Genomic DNA, 17610 nt, shown 5'->3' with positions numbered 1-17610 from the left:
CTGCGGCCTAGGCCGAGATCACACTCTCCACGATGTGCGCCCGGTACAGCACCCCAATCAGATCCGTCTGCGTGATCACCCCGATCAACCGCCGATCCCCATCCACCACCATCGCCTCATGCGTATGGCCGCTCGACAGGATCGGCAGCAGGGCCGCGATCGGCGTGCTCTCCATGACCTTGTGCACGAACGGGTCCAGCGCCGCCTCGACCTTGCGGCGACGGTTCGTCTGCAGCTCCGCCCGCCGGGCCATGCCGATGACCCGGCCCTCCGCGTCGACCACCGGCGCGGCGCGCAGCTCGTGTTCGGCGAGGTAGGCCAAAGCGCTCTCCGCCGACTGGTCATGGTGCAGGCTGATGACGTCCTTGGACATCACGTCGCCGCAGCGGATCTGGTTGTGCAGGCGCTGGGCGGCCGAGAGTTCGACCTCGCGGAACAGGGCGTCCAGGTCGTCGCGGCTGACGTCCAGCAGCTCGCCATAGCGGGCCAGGGCGACGTCCAGGTCGGCGGTGTTGTAGCCGATGCGGCTGGCGGGCGTGGCGTCCTTCGTCCCGTGCGGGCTGGGCGCCGCCGCCGGGACGCGGTGCGGATAGGAGTGCCGGGTGATCCGCCCCCAGATCATGCCCGCGCCGGTCAGCAGCAGGCTGTCCACCGCCACCGGGTTCAGCGCGAACAGATAGCCGGCCTCCAGCACCTTGGGTCCGCCGATCACGCAGATCAGCGCCACGGCCCCGCCGGGCGGGTGCAGGCAGCCCAGCAGCATCATGGTCCCGATCGCCAATCCAACGGCCAGCGGCGCGGCGACCAGGGTCTGCGGGATCAGCATGGCCACGGTGATGCCGACAAAGGCCGAGACGTTGTTGCCGCCCAGCACGCTGCGCGGCTGGGCCAGCGGACTGGCCGGCACGGCGAACACCAGCACCGCCGACGCCCCGATCGGCGCCACCAGCAGCGGATGCAGCCAGTCGCCGCCGCCCCCAGAAACGGAAGAGACCGCGAAGCGTCCCAGCAGGCCCGCGAACAGCAGGCCGAGCAAGGCGCCGGCCCCGCCCCGCAAGGCGTCGATCGGGCGGATAGGCGTCTTGCCGCGAACAAGGGCGTGAAGCGTGCTCATGGTGGCGCTCTTAGACCGGTCGGGCGCAGGCGTCTTTTCGATTTTTGTACAGGCGGTTCAAGAAATGGACCGCTTCACTCCGCCGCCCAGCTGGACGCCGGGCAATAGCGCGCGATGAAGGCCTCATGCGACGGCAGCCGTTCGACCGCGCCGGCGATGTTGCGGCTCAGATCGTCCAGCGCCTGCTTCAGCTGCTCCGGCGGCATCAGTCGGCCCATGTGGTGGTGGGCCTTGGGCTCCAGCCGCTGGCCCAGCATCACCTGCAGCCACGAGTCGACCTGGAACAGCTCGCCCGGGGCCTGGAACACCTGGCCGTTCTCGCGGAACAGCGCCAGCCTGTGGGCCAGGGTGTCGGGGATCTCCTGGGTCCGGCAGTGGTCCCAGAACGGGCTGTCGGTGCGTTCGGTGACGTTGTAGTGCAGCACGATGAAGTCGCGGATCTTCTCGATCTCGTCATTGGCGAGATGGTTGAAGCGGTCGCTGAGCGCGGCGTTGCAGCCCTGGAACGGGAACAGCTGCAGCAGCCGGTGGATGGCGATCATGATCATGTGGATCGAGGTCGATTCCAGCGGCTCGATGAAGCCGGCGGCCAGGCCCAGCGAGACGACGTTCTTGTCCCAGGCCTTGTGGCGGCGACCGGCGCGGAACTTGATCAGCTTGGGCTCGATCAGCATCTCGCCCTCGACCATGTCGTGGAGCATTTGCAGCCCCTCGTCGTCGCTCATGAACTGGCTGGAATAGACCAGGCCATTGCCGACCCGCCCCTGCAGCGGGATGCCCCACAGCCAGCCGGCCTTGTGGGCGATGGCGCGGGTGTAGGGGCCGGGCGGGACGGTCGAAGCGGTCTGCACGGCCCAGGCGCGATCGTTCGGCAGCCACTTGCCGTAGTCCTCGAAACCGACGCCCAGCGCGCCGTTGATCAGCAGCCCCTTGAAGCCGGTGCAGTCGATGAAGAGATCGCCCTTGATCACCTCGCCGCTCTCCAGCACCAGCGCCTCGACATGGCCGTCGTCGCCGCGCTGGCGGACGCTGGTGATCTTGCCCTCGACGCGGCGCACGCCCTTGTCCTCGCACTTCTGACGCAGGTAGCGGCCGTAGAGCGTGGCGTCGATGTGGTAGGCGAAGTTCACCGGCGACTCGTCGTCGGTGTAGAATCGGTCCTGCTCGGCCGCCTTCAGCTCCAGGCAGTAGTCGCCCAGGTCGCCGCCGAAGCCCTGGCGGCGGGCCTCCAGCCAGAAGTGGTGGAAGTGGCCCAGCCAGGTCGACTTTCCAATCTTGCCGAACGAGTGGATGTAGCGGTCGCCGATCTCGCCCCAGTTCTCGAACGAGATGCCCAGCTTGAACGTGGCCTGGGTGGCCGCCATGAACTCGCGTTCGTCCAGATTGAGCAGGGCGTTGAAGGTGCGGGCCGTCGGCACGGTGGACTCGCCGACCCCCACGGTGCCGATCTCGTCGGACTCGACCAGGGTGATGTCCAGCAGCGACCCCAGCTGCCGTGACAGCGCCGCGGCGGCCATCCAGCCAGCCGATCCGCCGCCGGCGACGACCACCTTCTTCACCGTCTGACCGTTCATCGCGTTTCCCCCGTCTTATGGTCGTTCAGGGGAGGAGAGGCCAAGTTCGGCGGTCGTCGCAAGTCGAAAATGGGCAGCGCTGTCAATCTGCAAGGGATTGATAAGGATAGGGAATTATCTGTGGCGATTACGTCACGCGGTAGGTATGTGCCTACGTCAGGTTGCCGGGGGATGCGCCAGCGGCTCGAGGTCGGGATCCACCCAGCCCAGGCGGGCCGCCGGCGTGAACAGCACCTCCCGCGACCAGTGCGTCAGCGGCCAGTCCTTGTCACCCAGCGGCGTGGCCAGCAGGCGGGCAGCGGCCTGCGCGTCATCCAGGCCCGGCGGCAGGGACGCTTCGAAGGCGCGGATGGCGGCCAGATAGGCCTGGGTGATGGTCTCGTGATAGCCGCTCTTGTCGTCGTTCACCCCGCCGACCGCGACGTTGTAGGTCCGGATGATGTTCGGCAGGTCGCGCTCGAGCCCGGCGTCGCGCGTGCGGACCAGGCGCAGGGTGGCGGTCAGGTGGGCGGCGTGGGTCCACTGGTCCTTGGGCAGGGAGCGGTCCAGCAGGCGCTCGGCCAGGGCGGCGATCTCGGGGTTCCCATAAGGGGCGTGAAGAGCGGCGGTCATCCCCGCCATTTAGGGAACGCGGGTCGCCGAGGCTAGGCCTTAGAAGCTATTGCTCCATCGCACCTGCTCGGGCAGCGGGAAGCTGGCCTCGAACACCAGCCCGTCCGGCCGGAAGTCGAACCGGGCCTGACCCTTCTGTTCGCGGCGGATCGAGCTTTCGATCAGGCGGGTGCCAAAGCCCGGTTGCTCCGGCGGGGTGACCGGCGGGCCGCCGACGTCGCGCCAGGTGAAGGCCAGGGTGTCGGTCACCGGATCCAGCCGCCAGGTGATCTCGACCCGACCGTCGGGCGCGGACAGGGCGCCGTACTTGACGCTGTTGGTGGCCAGTTCGTGGAACACCATCGACAGGCCCACCGCCGTGTGCGGCGCCAGGGCGACCTCGGGACCGGTGCGGGCGACGCGCTCGACATGGGCGCCGACGCTGGCGGCGACCAGGGCGCCCATGTCGGCCTCGCGCCAGCCGGTGCGGGTCAGCAGGTCATGGGCGCCGGACAGGGCGATCAGCCGGTCGGTGAAGACGTCCAGCGGAGCGCCCTTCACCTTGGCGAAGCTCTGGCGGGCCAGGGCCTGGACCGTGGCCAGGGTGTTCTTCACCCGGTGGTTCAGCTCGTTGATCATCACCCCCTGGCGCTCCTGGCGGGCCTTCAGCTCGCGGGAGGCTTCGCGCAGGGCGGCGTTGACGGTGGCGATCTCTTCCAGGCTGTCGGGATTGGCCGGCGGCAGGGTCTCGCCGCGGCCGATGGCGTCGGCGTCCAAAACCAGCTGGCGCATCTCGTCATTGATCCGCCGGGAGTAGACCAGCGACAGGGCGATCCCCAGGGCCAGCAGCGCCAGGAAGACGCCGCCCCCCAGGGCCACCGAGCGGTTGACCGTGCTGGCCAGGTCATCGCGCGGGATGGCCACCACCAGGGTCCAGCCGGTCTGGGGCGAGCGGGTATAGGCGACCATGGTCGGCACGCCTTCCAGGGACTGGCTCTTGTTCACCCCCTCGGTGGAATGGCGGAGGTTCTCCTCCATGTCCTTGGACGCCAGGCGGCCGGTGAACTTCTCGTTCAGGCGAGAGCGGGCGATGACCCGGCGGTGGTTGTCCAGCAGGGTGGCGACCCAGCGGTCGGGCACGCGCTGCTGGCGGAACACCGAAGTGAATGAGGCCGAGTCCACGACATAGGACAGGACGTAGAACTTGCCCTTCACCGTGATCGGCGTGCCCACGGTAATCACCGGCTTGCCGGCCACCGGGCCTGACAGCAAGTCGGAGACCTTGCTGCGGCCGGCCGCGAAGGCGCTGGTCTCCTCGGGCGTGCGCTTGATGCGGGGCAGGGGATCGCCCCAGGGCTTGAGCGTATTGACCACCTGTTGACCATCGGCGTCGGCCACGACGATCCAGCCGGCGCGACGCTCCATGGCGCGGCGGGCGCGGGCGTGGAAGGCGGCCCAGTCGCCGTTGATCAGGGCCTGGTCGGTGGCCAGGGTCTCGGCCACGGAGATGCCGACGGCGGCCTGGCGGTCGACGGCGCCGTTCAGGGCCCGGGCGGTGGTGACCAGCTGCTGATAGAGCTGCCCGCGCGACTCGCGGTCGGCTCCCGCCAGCAGAAAGGCCATCGAGATCAAGGCGGGCGCCAGCAGGCTGATGGTCAGGAGGACGAGGCGGCTGCGCACCGAACCGATGCGGCGACGCGCCCAGAAGCCTCCCCAGTTCAGCCGTTCCATGCGGTGGCGCGCCCGCTGCGACAAGAGCGCCCTGCCGCTCTCAGAACTTGTATAGCGAAGCGAGTCGCGTCCGGCGTCTCAAAAATCGGATCTCGCGGTTAACGAGCGGAGCCGTAGCCCTGTCGCTGTTTTGTGCGTTATGAGATCGCTATGAAGAACCTGCCCAACATCCTGACCGGCTCGCGCCTCGTGATGGCGCTGTTCATGTTCGTCGCCCTGGCGGTCGCGGCCGGCGCGGTGCCGTTCATCGGCGACCGTGTGTCGGTCGACAGCCAGCTGCGGCTGGAGCGCTGGGCGTTCTACGCCTTCGTCGTCGCCTCGGTGACCGACTTCTTCGACGGCTGGCTGGCGCGCAAGCTGGACGCCGTCAGCGTCTGGGGCGCGATCCTGGATCCGATCGGCGACAAGATCCTGGTCTGCGGCGCCTTGCTGGGCCTGATGGCCCTGGGCCCCAACCCCATGGTCGTGCTGCCGGCGGGCCTGATCCTGTTCCGCGAATTCACCGTCAGCGCCCTGCGCGAAGTGGGCGCTGGCAAGGGGATCAAGCTGCCGGTGACCCTGCTGGCCAAGTGGAAGACCACCCTGCAGCTGGTCGCCATCGGCGCCGAACTGATCCTGGCCAGCTGGGGCGCGTTCGGCCTGCCGCTGGAGCCGTCGGTGATGGGCGGCTTCACGATCGTGGCGCATACGCTGCTGTGGATCGCGACCCTGGTGACCTTGATCACCGGCGCGCAGTACTGGGAAGCGGCGCGGAAGGCGCTGGCCTAGAACCTAGGCGGCGTCGTTCGCCGCCAGCCGCTCCAGCGCCTCGACCAGCTCCGGATCGGCCGGACCGTCCAGCAGCCAGGCCGGTGGCCCGGCGGAGCGGTCGCCGTTCTCGCGTTCGGATCGCATCATGGTGGCCAGCCAGCTGGCGCCTGTCATCCGCAGAACCATCGTCGTCTCCTCGCGATGATGTTCCTGAGAATGAATTGCAATTACGACTCTCGCAAGACCCTATCGCGGGTCTTTATCGACGCACCCCATCTATCGGCGGGCCCATAGCGACGGGGGAGGCGCACCGCGCGACGGCGCGACGCTTCACGCTCCAGCGGCGTGATCACCTCGGCGACCTGGCGGCGTTGGTCCGGGGTGCCGGTGACGTCCAGGCGGCGGGCGTTGGACAGGAGCTTGGACAGTTCGACGTCGCTGAGCGTGGGAATCTTCTCGAGCAGGGTCATGCCGAAACTCCATGTCGCGAAGGGGTGTCGCGCGGAAAAAAGATTTCGCCGACAAGGCAACGCTCGAAACACCGTATGGGATCCGGCTTTCGACCCAAAGTAGATCGAATATTCTTTCCTTGATTTTTGGAATAAAATGCGGGACCTTGCGGCATCGAATTCGCTGCCGCTCGGCCTGCTATTCCTTGCTCCCTCAGCGGAGCGCCGGACGCGCCATCCGAACTTCCAACGAAATTTGATCGCGGATCGGGACGTTTTCGGTCGGCGAACACACTTGTCTACAAGGATACTCACCATGGCTACTGGCACCGTGAAGTGGTTCAATTCCACCAAGGGCTTTGGCTTCATTCAACCGGACGACGGCGGCCAGGACATCTTCGTCCACATCTCGGCCGTTGAGCGCGCTGGTCTGGGCTCGCTGAACGAAGGTCAAAAGATCTCGTTCGAGCCGGAAGTCGACCGCCGCAGCGGCAAGACCTCGGCCGGCCAGCTGCAAGCGGTCTAATCGACCCGCAGCGAACCACTAGGTTCTAAGGGAACGGGCCGGTGCGCAAGCACCGGCCCGTTTTCGTTTGGGGGTTGTTGAGCGCCCCCTCCGTCTCGCTGCGTATCCGCAGCGATCCACCTCCCCCGCTTCGCATGGGAGGAGGAAGCTGTTCTTTCCTGCCCCGCTTGCGGGGGAGGTGGCGCGGCGCCGATAGGCGGCGTGACGGAGGGGGCGCTCGAACGCCTAAGCCCCCTTGACGCCGACCCAGCGCCCGGCTTTCCCATTCCTTATGTCCAGGCTGCTCGCCGTCCTCTTCGCCGCCTTCACGCTGGCTGCCTGTGGCTCGCTGCCGCGTGATCCGTTCACGGCGGGCGATCTGAGGGCCGAGGCGCCCAAAGGCCTGAATGACATCCGCTTCAACGCCAGCGACGCCGAGGCCGGCATCCGCTTCGCCGACGCCGCCCGCACCCGGCGCGTCAACCAGAAGACCTTCGACGTGCTGGCCATCTCGGGCGGCGGCTCGAACGGGGCGTATGGCGCCGGGGTGCTCGTCGGATGGACCAAGACCGGCCAGCGGCCCGAGTTCGACATCGTCACCGGCGTCTCGACCGGCGCCCTGACCGCGCCGTTCGCGTTCCTCGGCCCCGACTGGGATCAGCGCCTGACGCAGGCCTACACCAGCAAGGCCGCCGACAAGATCCTGGAGAAGCGCGGGATCGACCTGCTGTTCCGGCCCGGCTTCTACGACACCAAGGCGCTGCGGGCCCTGATCGCGAAATATGTCGATCCGCCGATGCTGTATGCGATCGCCATGGAGCACGCCAAGGGCCGGCGCCTGCTGATCGCCACCACCAATCTCGACACCGAGGAGACGGTGATCTGGGACATGGGCGCGATCGCCGCGCGGGGTGACGAGGCCTCGCGCAAGCTGTTTCAGGACGTGCTGGTCGCCTCGGCCAGCATCCCGGGCGTCTTTCCGCCCACCCTGATCGAGGTCGAGGGCGCCGGGCGACGCCTCTCGGAGATGCATGTCGACGGCGGGGTGACCATCCCCTTCTTCGTGGCCCCGGAGTCGCTGCTGCTGTGGACCGCGCCCAAGGCCGGCGAGGCGCGGCCGGGTCACATTACGGTGTTGGTCAACGGCAAGATCGGCGGCGCGTTCGGCTTCACCAAGGGCGGCACCCTGTCGGTGGTGGGCCGCTCGTGGCTGACCATGAGCAAGGCCCTGATGCGCACCCACCTGACCGCCAGCGCCGCGTTTGCCCGGCGCAATGGCGGTTCCCTGGTCTATGCGGCCATTCCCGACGACACCGCGCTGGACACCTCGGGCCTGGACTTCAGCGCCGACAATCGCAGGACCCTGTTCGACCTGGGCAAGCGGCGGGCCGAGATGGAGGTCGCCTGGGCCCAGCCAGTGATCCCCGAAGCCGCGCCGCCCCCTGTCGCGTCGGCGCCTATTGTGGCCCGGCCCAGCCCTCCGGCGGCGAGCCGGTAAAGTCGGCCATCTGGGCGGCCAGGGCTTTCTGGAAGCCCGGGCGCGCCAGGCAGCGCTCCAGATAGGTGGCCAGCTTCGGATACTCGGCCAGCATCGCCTCGGGGATCATGCGCAGCACGTCGGCCATCAGGATGTCGCCGGCCGTGAAGGCGTCGCCGTCCAGATAGGCCTTGTCGCCCAGGCGGGTCTCCAGCTCGCCCAGCCGCATGCGGACCCAGCCCTCGACGCGCGGGCGAGCGCCCTCGGTCCAGGCCTGGCCGGCGTTGAAGATGTTCAGCTCGGCCAGCATGGCGATCGGGGTTTCCATGGTGTTCAGCGCGCAGAAGATCCAGGTCTGGACCCGCGCCCGGCCGGCCGCGTCGCGCGGCATCAGCGCCTCGGACCGCTCGGCCAGATGCAGCACGATGGCGCCGCTCTCGAACATCTCGACCTCGTCGTCGACATAGGCCGGCACCTGGCCGAACGGCTGCTTGGCGCGGTAGGCGGTCTTGTCCTCCAGGCGGATCAGTTCGGCCTCGTACGGCAGGCCGGCTTCCTCGAGCGCCCAGCGGACCCGCAGGTCGCGGACATGGCCCCGGGCGACGCCAGGCACCCAGGCGTAGGCGGAAACGAGCGCGTTCATTGGACGGTCTCCAGATAGGCGACCAGCTTGTCGAGCAGGCTGCTCCAGCCGCCGACGTGCGAGTCGCGGGCCTCGATGGTCTTGAACGGCGCCTGGTGGAAGCGGAACAGCGTGCGGCCGCTGGCCATGGTCAGAAAGGTCACGGTGACGACGTTGTCGACGTCCCAGGCCCCGTCGTCCCACTTGAACGTCATGACGATCCGTTCGTTCGGCACGATGTCGGTATAGACGCCCGACTTCCAGACCTCGCGGCCCTCCTGGCTGAGCATGCCGAAGCGATAGGCCCCGCCGACGCGGAAGTCCTGCTCGATGGCCAGCGGGGTGAAGGTCTTGGGGCCCCACCATTTCATCAGGTGTTCGGGCTTGGTCCAGACGCGGAAGACGAGCTCGCGCGGAGCGTCGAAGATGCGTTCGATCAGGAGCTCGTCGTCCTGGATCACGACAGTGTCGGTCATTCGGAGGTGTCCTTTGAGCGGGCGGCGGCTTCCTCGGCCTGCAGTTCGGCCAGGTACGCAGCCATGCGGTCGAAGCTCTCGTCCCAGAAGCGGCGGTAGTGATCGATCCAGCCATAGGCGCGCCGAAGCGCCTCGGGTTCCAGCTTGCAGGGCCGGGCCTGGGCCTCGCGCGTGCGGCTGATCAGGCCCGCGCCCTCCAGCACCTTCAGGTGGCGCGAGACGGCGGGCAGGCTGATGTGGAACGGCTCGGCCAGCTGGTTGACCGTGGCCTCGCCGGACGCCAGCCGGGCCAGGATGGCGCGGCGGGTCGGATCGGCCAGGGCGGCGAAGGTGGTGGAAAGGGGATCTGTCATCTATTTAACGAGTTTGCTAATTAACGTACTTGTTAAATTGAGGCTGCGAGTTTGTCAACCGTGCGGGCCCCCGGGTCGGGGCCCCGCGCGGGTGAAAAGAAAGGGGGAGGCCGGACGACGCCGGACCTCCCTTCGACCCACCCACGACGGCAGGGTCGCAGTCCCTCGCTGGACGCCCCGCCGGCTCGCGGTCGACGCTAGTGGAAGGTGATCACGCCGCCGCTGACGGTGGCCGCCGCCATGTCGAGGGACGATCCGCCGACCAGCTTGATCAGGTTGTCGGCCCCCTGGACGAAGCTGGTCGAGGCGCTGACGTCCGACAGGATGTAGAGGTCGCTGCCCAGTACGAACCAGCGCAGCGTGTTGGTCGTCCCGGCCGCGTCATTGGCGATGGCCAGGTAGTCGGCCAGGGTGGTCTGGCCGGTCAGCTGCGCGCCCAGGACGCCGGCGTTGTTGTTGGTGATGATGAGCTGGTCGTGCGCGCCCATGCCGGTGATCGCGTTGAACACCGTGGCGCTGGCGGCGTTGACGCCGCCGATCTCGACCTCGTCCTCGTCGTCGTCGGCGCTGGAGCCGACCGTGATCAGGTTGGAGGCCGCGTCGACGAAGATCCTGTCGTCGCCGCTGCCGGTGACGATGGTCGAGGCATGGGTGGCCGAGGTGGCGAGGATCAGGTTGTCGCCGTCGCCCGCCTGGATCGTCGCGCCGCCGCTGGTCAGGTTGACATAGTCGTCGCCGGCCCCGGCCGTGACCGTCAGGGCCGCGCCCTTGAAGTAGTTCAGGCCTTCGCCCAGGTGGATGACGTTGCCCGCCACGCTGTTGATGGCGAGGACGGTGTCGTTGCCGGAACCGCCGTCATAGGTGACGGCGGCGGTCGCGGCCGTGAGGGTGACTTCGTTGTCGCCATGCGCCGAGCCCTTGACCGTCGCCGCGCCGGCCAGGGCGCCGGACGTCCACTTGAAGTCGCCGATCGTGACGCCGCTGGCGTCGACGGTGGTCAGGGCCGTGCTGGCGGCCGTCAGGTCCAGGCCGGCGTCGCCGCTGATGGTGATGGTCTTGGTCGCGCCGATCACCTCCAGGGTGTTCAGATCCACCCCGGTCGGGGTCGCGCGGGTATCGTCCAGCGTGATGGCGACGGTCTCGACGCCGGACAGGCCGACGCTGCCGTAGGCCAGCGCGCCCGCGCCGTCGGTCTCAAGGCGCAGGTTGAAGCTGTCGTTGGCGTTGCCGAAATTGCCGGCGCCCACGATGTGGGCCGCGCCCGACTTCATTAGGGCCAGGGTGTCGCCGGAGCTGAGCCCGTCGATCGTCACGCCGTTGCCGTCCTCGACCTCGACATAGTGGTAGCCGCCCAGGACGGCCACATCGATCGTTTCGTTGTTGGCGTTGTCGATGTGCAGGCGCTCGAAGCCGGTGACGAGGCCCGCGAACGTCGACGAGCCGGCGGCGGTCGCGGCGGTGCTGCCGTCCAGCCAGATCGTGTCGGTCCCCTGGCCGCCCTCGATCGTGGCGCTGGTCGTGTAGCCGCCCAGGAAGAAGGTGTCGTCGCCGCCGCCCAGCGACATCGCCTTGGTGACCGCGCCCCCCTGTTGCTCGATGTAGTCCGCGCCAGAGCCGGTCGACAGGGCGGTCACGCCGCCGTCGACGATGAGGGTGATCGCGCCCGTGGCGGCCGAGGCGTCGAACGTGTGCAGGCTGCCGATGCCGGTCAGGTCGTCGGCGTCGAAGGCGCCCGAGCCGGTGACGGTGATCGTCTCCAGGTTCGAGGAGGACAGGGCGGTCAGCGTCAGCGCGCCCGAACCGCTGACGCTCAGGGTTTTCAGGCCGCCCAAATAGAGGCCGATGGTCGACGCCTCGGCGCCCCGGGTCACGTTCAGCGTCTGGTAGACACTGTTGTCGGCGACGTTGCCGGTGATCCCGCTGAGGGTGGCGTTCAGGGTGGTGGCCGGCGTGACCACCCCGGAGTTGGTGATGCTGATCCCGCCCCCGTGCGAGGCCGTCAGCGTGGAGAGCGCGTTGCTCTGGATGTTGAGGGATGAGAAGCCGTCGGCCTGGACCGTGCTGATCACGCTCGCGGCCGTGGTCGAGACCCGGTTCACGTCCAGGATGCTGAACCCACTGCCGCCGTGGCCCGCGGTGTTGGCGTCGGCGGTGACGGTCTGCGAGCCCTTGACCTTGACCGACGTGGTCAGGGCCGTGCCAGTTAGGGTGATCCCGTTGCCCGACTGGGTGGTGTTGACCGCGTTGGTGGCGCGCAAGGTGACGTCGATCGACGTGCCGCCGGTCACGTAGAGAAAGCCCGTGCTCGTGCCGGCGGTGGTCCGGTCGACGACCACGGCGCCGGTGGGGGCGATCGTGCCGCCGATCTGGATCGTGCCCGTGCTGTTGAGCGACGTCACGCGCATGTCGTGGCCGCCGTCGGCGGTGAGGGTGAAGCCGCCCTGGTCGTTGTTGGTGACCGTGACGTCCTGGGTCGCGGAGGCCGTCACCTGCGTCGATTGCTTGTCGGTGACGGTCAGCTTGGTGACGCTGGTCCAGCCGCTGGCGTCGACATAGACGCCCGAATTGGCGTTGGTGATCTTGACCGTCTCGATGCTGTCCAGGGTCGCCGCGGCGGGGGTGTAGTTGCCGTTGAAGCCGGCGTTGATGATCAGGGTGTCGTTCCCCGTCCCGCCTTTCAGCACGTCCGCGGCGTTCAGCGTCGTGGCCGTGGCGTTGAAGGTGTCGTCCAGCGCCTTGCCGGTGAACTTGTCGGTGTTGATGGTCAGGGAGAACTGGAGCGGCTCGGGCTCCGACACCGGCGGCTTGGGCGGCTCGACCGCGCCGGGCAGGGTTTCGGCGGGCGGCGGAGTGTCGACCGCGCCGCCCGTGCCTTGCGAGCCTGAGCCGGGGACGGGCTTGTAGGTCGTGGTGATGTCGGTGTTGTAGACGGCCTTGTCCTGGGCCAGGGCCAGCATGAAGTTGTTGGCGGCGGCGGCGTAGATCCCGACATCGGCCTTGATCGCCTCGCCCATCAGGAAGCCCGCAGCGGCGGCCTTCACAGCCAGGTCGATCTGGGCCTGGGTCATGTTCGGGGTGATCATGCCGGCGCTGGCGGCGGTGGCCTTGATCGCGTCCTGGCGGCTGACCAGGTAGGCGAGGGCGGCGGCCACGTCGACGCCGGCGGCCTTGGCGTAGGACGAGCCGATGATCGTCTCGTAGATCGAGGCCACGTAGTCGGCGAAGCTCATCGCGCCGTACTTGCTGGCGAACGCGCCCGCGCCTTCGCCGACGACGCCCAGATTGGCGGCGAAGTTGATGTAGCGGTTCTCGATGTTGAACTTGGCGTAGTAGGCGTCGTTCAGATCGTTGGGGTTGGTCGGCGAGTTGACCAGGTAGTCCAGGCCGCCCTCGGTCGGGCTCTTGCCGGTGAAGAACTGGTAGCTCAACACCGCCAGGGCGGTGGAGTTGTCGGCGCTGTTGAGCACCCAGGCCAGGGTCTGGGCGTCGGTCATGGCCCCGGCCGCGTTCTGGGCGGCCTTGTTCTCCAGGTCGGCCAGCACCGTTCCCTGCGGCGCGACGCCGTTGTGCACAGCCGTCCAGGCCATGGTCAGCTGCTTGATCGTGTAGGCCATGTCCCGCTCCCCTCACAGTGTCGCCAAGGCGACTGAGCGGGGGTTCTAACCTTGGCCGCGCGGAGGGCTTGTCATCACAAATAGGGAGGTCCCGGCGAAGCGGGCTCGACCTCGCGTCAGGTCCGGTAACCACGGTCTCCGCTTCCGGGGTTGCGAAAAACCGACTCCGTCTCTACACGGGCGCCTTAACCTGCAAGATGGTCGGCAGCGGGCGCGCGGATGTGCGCGACCGTGTCTCTGCGCGCGAGTTTACGATGCCCAAAAGAACAGACATCTCCTCGATCCTGATCATCGGCGCCGGCCCGATCGTCATCGGTCAGGCCTGTGAGTTCGACTATTCGGGTGTTCAGGCCTGCAAGGCCCTGCGCGCCGAGGGTTACCGGATCATCCTGGTCAATTCGAACCCGGCCACGATCATGACCGATCCGGACGTGGCCGACGCGACCTATATCGAGCCGATCACCCCGGAGATGGTCGCCAAGATCATCGAGAAGGAGCGCCCCGACGCGCTGCTCCCGACCATGGGCGGCCAGACCGCTCTGAACACCGCCCTGGCCCTGGAAGCCGACGGCACCCTGGCCAAGTTCAAGGTCGAGATGATCGGCGCCAAGGCCGAGGTCATCGACAAGGCCGAGGACCGCCAGAAGTTCCGCGACGCCATGGACAAGCTGGGCCTCGAGAGCCCCAAGTCCAAGGCCGCCCACAACATGGACGAAGCCCGTGAAGGCCTGGCGTTCGTCGGCCTGCCGGCGATCATCCGTCCGTCGTTCACCCTGGCCGGCACCGGCGGCGGCATCGCCTATAATGTCGAGGAGTTCGAGGAGATCGTCGAACGCGGCCTCGACCTGTCGCCGACCACGGAAGTCCTGATCGAGGAAAGCGTCCTCGGCTGGAAGGAATACGAGATGGAAGTGGTCCGCGACACAGCGGACAACTGCATCATCATCTGCTCAATCGAGAACATCGATCCGATGGGCGTCCACACCGGCGACTCGATCACCGTCGCTCCGGCCCTGACCCTGACGGACAAGGAATACCAGTGGATGCGCGCGGCCTCGATCGCCGTGCTGCGCGAGATCGGCGTCGAGACCGGCGGCTCGAACGTCCAGTTCGCCGTCAACCCGGCCGACGGCCGCATGGTCGTCATCGAGATGAACCCGCGCGTGTCGCGTTCGTCCGCCCTGGCCTCCAAGGCCACCGGCTTCCCGATCGCCAAGGTCGCCGCCCGCCTGGCCGTCGGCTACACGCTGGACGAGCTGAAGAACGACATCACCGGCGGCGCGACCCCGGCCTCGTTCGAGCCCTCGATCGACTACGTCGTCACCAAGATCCCGCGCTTCGCCTTCGAGAAGTATCCGGGCTCGGAGCCGCTGCTGACCACGGCCATGAAGTCGGTCGGCGAAGTGATGGCCATCGGCCGCACCTTCAAGGAAAGCGTCCAGAAGGCCCTGCGCGGTCTCGAAACCGGCCTGGCCGGCTTCGACGAGGTGGAAATCCACGGCGCCGACGATCCCGACACCGGCAAGGCCGCGGTGATCCGCGCCCTGGGCACCCCGACCCCCGACCGCCTGCGCGTCATCGCCCAGGCCTTCCGCCACGGCCTGACCGTGGAAGAGGTCAACGCCGCCTGTTCATACGAGCCTTGGTTCCTGCGCCAGATCGCCGAGCTGATCCGCCAGGAAGGCTGGGTCCGCGCCGGTGGCCTGCCCACCGACGCCGCCGGCTTCCGCGCCCTGAAGGCCCAAGGCTTCTCGGACGCCCGCCTGGCCAAGCTGACCGGCTCGACCGAAGCCGCCGTGCGCAGCCTGCGCCAGGAGCTCAGCGTCCGCCCGGTCTTCAAGCGCATCGACAGCTGCGCCGGCGAGTTCCTGGCCTCGACGCCCTACATGTACTCGACCTACGAGACGGGCGCCCTGGGTCAGATCCCCGAGTGCGAGAGCGAGCCGTCTAACCGCAAGAAGGCCGTCATCCTGGGCGGTGGCCCGAACCGGATCGGCCAGGGCATCGAGTTCGACTACTGCTGCTGCCACGCGGCCTTCGCGCTGGACCAGATCGGCATCGAGTCGATCATGGTCAACTGCAACCCCGAGACCGTCTCGACCGACTACGACACCTCCGACCGCCTGTACTTCGAGCCGCTGACGGCCGAGGACGTGCTGGAGCTGCTGCATGTCGAGATGAGCAACGGGACCCTGGCCGGCGTCATCGTCCAGTTCGGCGGCCAGACGCCGCTGAAGCTGGCCCACGCCCTGGAAGAAGCCGGCATTCCGATCCTGGGCACCAGCCCGGACGCCATCGACCTGGCCGAGGACCGCGAGCGCTTCCAGCAGCTGCTGAACGGCCTGAACATCGCCCAGCCCGAGAACGCTATCGCTCGCACCTGGGACGAGGCCCGCGCCGCCGGCGAAGAGATCGGCTTCCCGTTCGTGATGCGTCCGTCCTACGTGCTGGGCGGCCGCGGCATGGAGATCATCCGTGATCACGAGCACCTGGAACGCTACATCGCCAACACCGGCGAGATCTCGTTCGAGCATCCGATCCTGCTGGACCACTATCTGAGCCGCGCCACGGAAGTGGACGTCGACGCCCTGTGCGACGGCAAGGACGTGTTCGTGGCCGGCGTGCTGGAGCACATTGAGGAAGCCGGCGTCCACTCAGGCGACAGCGCCTGCTCGATGCCGCCCTTCTCGCTGAAGGCCGAGACCATCGAAGAGCTGAAGCGCCAGACGGTGCAGATGGCCCTGGCTCTGAACGTGCGCGGCCTGATGAATGTGCAGTTCGCGATCGAAGAGCCGCACGGCGAGAACCCGCGCATCTACGTGCTGGAAGTGAACCCGCGCGCCTCGCGCACGGTGCCGTTCGTGGCCAAGACCATCGGCCAGCCGGTCGCCGCCATCGCCGCCAAGGTCATGGCCGGCGAGCCCCTGGCGGGCTTTGGCCTGGTCGACAAGCCGTACGACCACATCGCGGTCAAGGAAGCCGTCTTCCCGTTCGCCCGCTTCGCCGGCGTCGACACGGTGCTGGGCCCGGAAATGCGCTCGACCGGCGAGGTCATGGGCCTGGACTGGAAGCGTGACGGCGAGGCCGACATGGCCCCCGCCTTCGCCCGCGCCTTCGCCAAGAGCCAGCTGGGCGGCGGCGTGAAGCTGCCGCGCAAGGGCACGGCGTTCGTCTCGGTCAAGGAAAGCGACAAGCCCTGGATCGTCGAGCCGGTGAAGCTCTTGCAAGCCGCCGGCTTCACGGTGCTGTCGACCGAAGGCACCCGGGCCTATCTGGCCGAGCAGGGCGTCCAGGTCGACTACGTCAAGAAGGTCCTGGAAGGCCGTCCGCACATCGTCGACGTTATGAAGAACGGCGGCGTCCAGCTGGTGTTCAACACCACCGAAGGCAAGCAGGCCCTGGAAGACAGCTTCGAGATTCGCCGCACGGCGCTGATGATGAAGGTGCCGTACTACACGACCTCGGCCGGCGCTCTGGCCGCGGCCCAGGCCATCGCCGGCGCCCCGGACGAAGCCCTGGAAGTGCGCCCGCTGCAAAGCTACGCGTGAGCCTGAACTTCCCCTCTCCCCTTGCGGGAGAGGGGGGGGGGGGGGCCGCGCAGCGGGCCGGGTGAGGGGTTGAAGAACAGAACCGCCGCGACAGCCTCACCGCCGTCGCGGCGGTTTTCGTTTGTGCGACCCCTCATCCGTCGGCTTCGCCGACACCTTCTCCCGCAAGGGGAGAAGGGGCTACCCCATGGGCACGCCGTTCTTCGTCTTGAAGCACCGCCGCCGCCCGAGCTCACTCCCGCAGAACCCCGGCTCGCTCGTCCCCGCGTGCAGCATCACGTACTGGTCCCGCCGGCACTGGAACCAGGCGTGCTGGAAGGGGATGTGGTCGACGTCCTGGTGGAACACCGGGCGTCGGTCGACGGTGTAGAAGCGGACCATGCTGGACAGGCCGCCGAAGCTGCCGCGGCCGTTGACGATGCCGCAGATCTGGCCTTTGCGGGTGGCCCACACCGCGCCAAGCTCCAGCGGGTTGGTCTGGTCGAGGCGCGTCTCCAGATTGGCGTGGACGATGCGCCATTCGGCCTGGGCCAGGGGCCGGTAACGGGCGACCTGCTCGGCCGAGGGCGGGGGCAGGCGGGCGTTGTCGCGCTCGAACTGGGCGAAGTCGAAGCCGGTGAACATCATCGCCCACAGCGTGCCGGCCACGGCGACCGTCGAGATCGCCAGGGCCACCCACGAGCGCCGCACCTTGCGCGTCCCGTAATCCCGCACCGCCATGACGTTGTCTCCCCTGGTCCGCGTCGGACGCAGGAGATTACAAGTCTAAACTAATTACAATCGTAATTATCGAGCGCCGCCACGCG

15 protein-coding genes and 1 pseudogene are annotated in these 17610 nt (G+C 67.9%); 4 read left to right on the top strand and 12 right to left on the bottom strand.

Annotated elements, in window-relative coordinates; all coding sequences use genetic code 11:
* Positions 1-7: 7 nt before the first annotated feature.
* The 4 genes from AC1RR5_RS14145 to AC1RR5_RS14130 all read right to left on the bottom strand — a co-directional run bounded on the left by AC1RR5_RS14145 (position 8) and on the right by AC1RR5_RS14130 (position 5010).
* Positions 8-1114: an HPP family protein gene (locus AC1RR5_RS14145; RefSeq protein WP_492922277.1), complete on the bottom strand. Its 1107-nt coding sequence runs from the start codon at positions 1112-1114 to the stop codon at positions 8-10.
* A gap of 74 nt (positions 1115-1188) precedes the next feature.
* A complete protein-coding gene (locus tag AC1RR5_RS14140) occupies positions 1189-2688 on the bottom strand; it encodes a tryptophan halogenase family protein (protein WP_492922276.1) in 1500 nt (499 codons plus the stop codon).
* Positions 2689-2844: 156 nt separating this feature from the next.
* Positions 2845-3300, bottom strand: a complete 456-nt coding sequence (locus tag AC1RR5_RS14135) for a hypothetical protein (RefSeq protein WP_492922275.1) — start codon at positions 3298-3300, stop codon at positions 2845-2847.
* A 39-nt stretch (positions 3301-3339) separates the two neighbouring features.
* Positions 3340-5010 (bottom strand): sensor histidine kinase, encoded by a 1671-nt coding sequence (locus AC1RR5_RS14130; protein WP_492922274.1) that lies wholly within the window; start codon positions 5008-5010, stop codon positions 3340-3342.
* Between the two features lie 150 nt (positions 5011-5160).
* Between AC1RR5_RS14130 and pgsA the strand changes: the two genes are divergently transcribed.
* Positions 5161-5778, top strand: coding sequence for a CDP-diacylglycerol--glycerol-3-phosphate 3-phosphatidyltransferase (gene pgsA, locus AC1RR5_RS14125; RefSeq protein ID WP_492922273.1), 618 nt, complete (start codon positions 5161-5163; stop codon positions 5776-5778).
* A gap of 3 nt (positions 5779-5781) precedes the next feature.
* Here the strand turns inward: pgsA and AC1RR5_RS14120 are convergent, their stop codons facing one another.
* Positions 5782-5946, bottom strand: coding sequence for a hypothetical protein (locus tag AC1RR5_RS14120; RefSeq protein ID WP_492922272.1), 165 nt, complete (start codon positions 5944-5946; stop codon positions 5782-5784).
* 41 nt (positions 5947-5987) lie between these two features.
* The gene (locus AC1RR5_RS14115) at positions 5988-6230 is read right to left on the bottom strand and encodes a hypothetical protein (RefSeq protein ID WP_492922271.1); all 243 of its coding nucleotides are present in this window, start codon (positions 6228-6230) and stop codon (positions 5988-5990) included.
* Between the two features lie 295 nt (positions 6231-6525).
* Here AC1RR5_RS14115 and AC1RR5_RS14110 point away from each other — a divergent pair, with 295 nt between their 5' ends.
* The gene (locus AC1RR5_RS14110) at positions 6526-6735 is read left to right on the top strand and encodes a cold-shock protein (protein ID WP_492922270.1); all 210 of its coding nucleotides are present in this window, start codon (positions 6526-6528) and stop codon (positions 6733-6735) included.
* A gap of 137 nt (positions 6736-6872) precedes the next feature.
* Here the strand turns inward: AC1RR5_RS14110 and AC1RR5_RS14105 are convergent.
* Positions 6873-6950, bottom strand: a pseudogene (locus AC1RR5_RS14105) (hypothetical protein); the annotation flags it as partial.
* A gap of 56 nt (positions 6951-7006) precedes the next feature.
* Here AC1RR5_RS14105 and AC1RR5_RS14100 point away from each other — a divergent pair.
* Positions 7007-8212: a patatin-like phospholipase family protein gene (locus tag AC1RR5_RS14100; RefSeq protein WP_492922269.1), complete on the top strand. Its 1206-nt coding sequence runs from the start codon at positions 7007-7009 to the stop codon at positions 8210-8212.
* Here the strand turns inward: AC1RR5_RS14100 and AC1RR5_RS14095 are convergent.
* The 4 genes from AC1RR5_RS14095 to AC1RR5_RS14080 all read right to left on the bottom strand — a co-directional run bounded on the left by AC1RR5_RS14095 (position 8172) and on the right by AC1RR5_RS14080 (position 13256).
* Positions 8172-8834 (bottom strand): glutathione S-transferase family protein, encoded by a 663-nt coding sequence (locus AC1RR5_RS14095; RefSeq protein ID WP_492922268.1) that lies wholly within the window; start codon positions 8832-8834, stop codon positions 8172-8174. The two genes, AC1RR5_RS14100 and AC1RR5_RS14095, sit on opposite strands and share 41 nt — an antisense overlap.
* The gene (locus AC1RR5_RS14090) at positions 8831-9289 is read right to left on the bottom strand and encodes an SRPBCC domain-containing protein (protein ID WP_492922267.1); all 459 of its coding nucleotides are present in this window, start codon (positions 9287-9289) and stop codon (positions 8831-8833) included. The genes AC1RR5_RS14095 and AC1RR5_RS14090 overlap by 4 nt, the downstream gene beginning before the upstream one ends.
* Positions 9286-9642: an ArsR/SmtB family transcription factor gene (locus AC1RR5_RS14085; protein ID WP_492922266.1), complete on the bottom strand. Its 357-nt coding sequence runs from the start codon at positions 9640-9642 to the stop codon at positions 9286-9288. Before AC1RR5_RS14085 ends, AC1RR5_RS14090 begins: the two co-directional genes overlap by 4 nt.
* Positions 9643-9839: 197 nt before the next feature.
* On the bottom strand, positions 9840-13256 hold the full coding sequence (locus AC1RR5_RS14080; protein WP_492922265.1) for a hypothetical protein: 3417 nt from the start codon (positions 13254-13256) through the stop codon (positions 9840-9842).
* Between the two features lie 254 nt (positions 13257-13510).
* On the opposite strand from AC1RR5_RS14080, the gene carB reads away from it, so the two are divergent.
* Complete coding sequence (gene carB / locus AC1RR5_RS14075; RefSeq protein ID WP_492922264.1) at positions 13511-16804, top strand: carbamoyl-phosphate synthase large subunit; 3294 nt, start codon at positions 13511-13513, stop codon at positions 16802-16804.
* A gap of 180 nt (positions 16805-16984) precedes the next feature.
* On the opposite strand, the gene AC1RR5_RS14070 is transcribed toward carB, so the two are convergent.
* Positions 16985-17524, bottom strand: coding sequence for a hypothetical protein (locus AC1RR5_RS14070; RefSeq protein ID WP_492922263.1), 540 nt, complete (start codon positions 17522-17524; stop codon positions 16985-16987).
* Positions 17525-17610 lie beyond the last annotated feature (86 nt).

This window comes from Caulobacter sp. GW821-FHT11E11, from assembly GCF_058808315.1.
Note: the sequence above shows the minus strand (reverse complement) of the source record. Positions and strands in the feature narration are given on the sequence as shown.

Coding starts and splice junctions, on each gene's coding strand:
- AC1RR5_RS14145 (WP_492922277.1), bottom strand. CDS start 1,114: ATGAGCACGCTTCACGCCCTTGTTCGCGGCAAGACGCCTATCCGCCCG.
- AC1RR5_RS14140 (WP_492922276.1), bottom strand. CDS start 2,688: ATGAACGGTCAGACGGTGAAGAAGGTGGTCGTCGCCGGCGGCGGATCG.
- AC1RR5_RS14135 (WP_492922275.1), bottom strand. CDS start 3,300: ATGACCGCCGCTCTTCACGCCCCTTATGGGAACCCCGAGATCGCCGCC.
- AC1RR5_RS14130 (WP_492922274.1), bottom strand. CDS start 5,010: ATGGAACGGCTGAACTGGGGAGGCTTCTGGGCGCGTCGCCGCATCGGT.
- pgsA (WP_492922273.1), top strand. CDS start 5,161: ATGAAGAACCTGCCCAACATCCTGACCGGCTCGCGCCTCGTGATGGCG.
- AC1RR5_RS14120 (WP_492922272.1), bottom strand. CDS start 5,946: ATGGTTCTGCGGATGACAGGCGCCAGCTGGCTGGCCACCATGATGCGA.
- AC1RR5_RS14115 (WP_492922271.1), bottom strand. CDS start 6,230: ATGACCCTGCTCGAGAAGATTCCCACGCTCAGCGACGTCGAACTGTCC.
- AC1RR5_RS14110 (WP_492922270.1), top strand. CDS start 6,526: ATGGCTACTGGCACCGTGAAGTGGTTCAATTCCACCAAGGGCTTTGGC.
- AC1RR5_RS14100 (WP_492922269.1), top strand. CDS start 7,007: ATGTCCAGGCTGCTCGCCGTCCTCTTCGCCGCCTTCACGCTGGCTGCC.
- AC1RR5_RS14095 (WP_492922268.1), bottom strand. CDS start 8,834: ATGAACGCGCTCGTTTCCGCCTACGCCTGGGTGCCTGGCGTCGCCCGG.
- AC1RR5_RS14090 (WP_492922267.1), bottom strand. CDS start 9,289: ATGACCGACACTGTCGTGATCCAGGACGACGAGCTCCTGATCGAACGC.
- AC1RR5_RS14085 (WP_492922266.1), bottom strand. CDS start 9,642: ATGACAGATCCCCTTTCCACCACCTTCGCCGCCCTGGCCGATCCGACC.
- AC1RR5_RS14080 (WP_492922265.1), bottom strand. CDS start 13,256: ATGGCCTACACGATCAAGCAGCTGACCATGGCCTGGACGGCTGTGCAC.
- carB (WP_492922264.1), top strand. CDS start 13,511: ATGCCCAAAAGAACAGACATCTCCTCGATCCTGATCATCGGCGCCGGC.
- AC1RR5_RS14070 (WP_492922263.1), bottom strand. CDS start 17,524: ATGGCGGTGCGGGATTACGGGACGCGCAAGGTGCGGCGCTCGTGGGTG.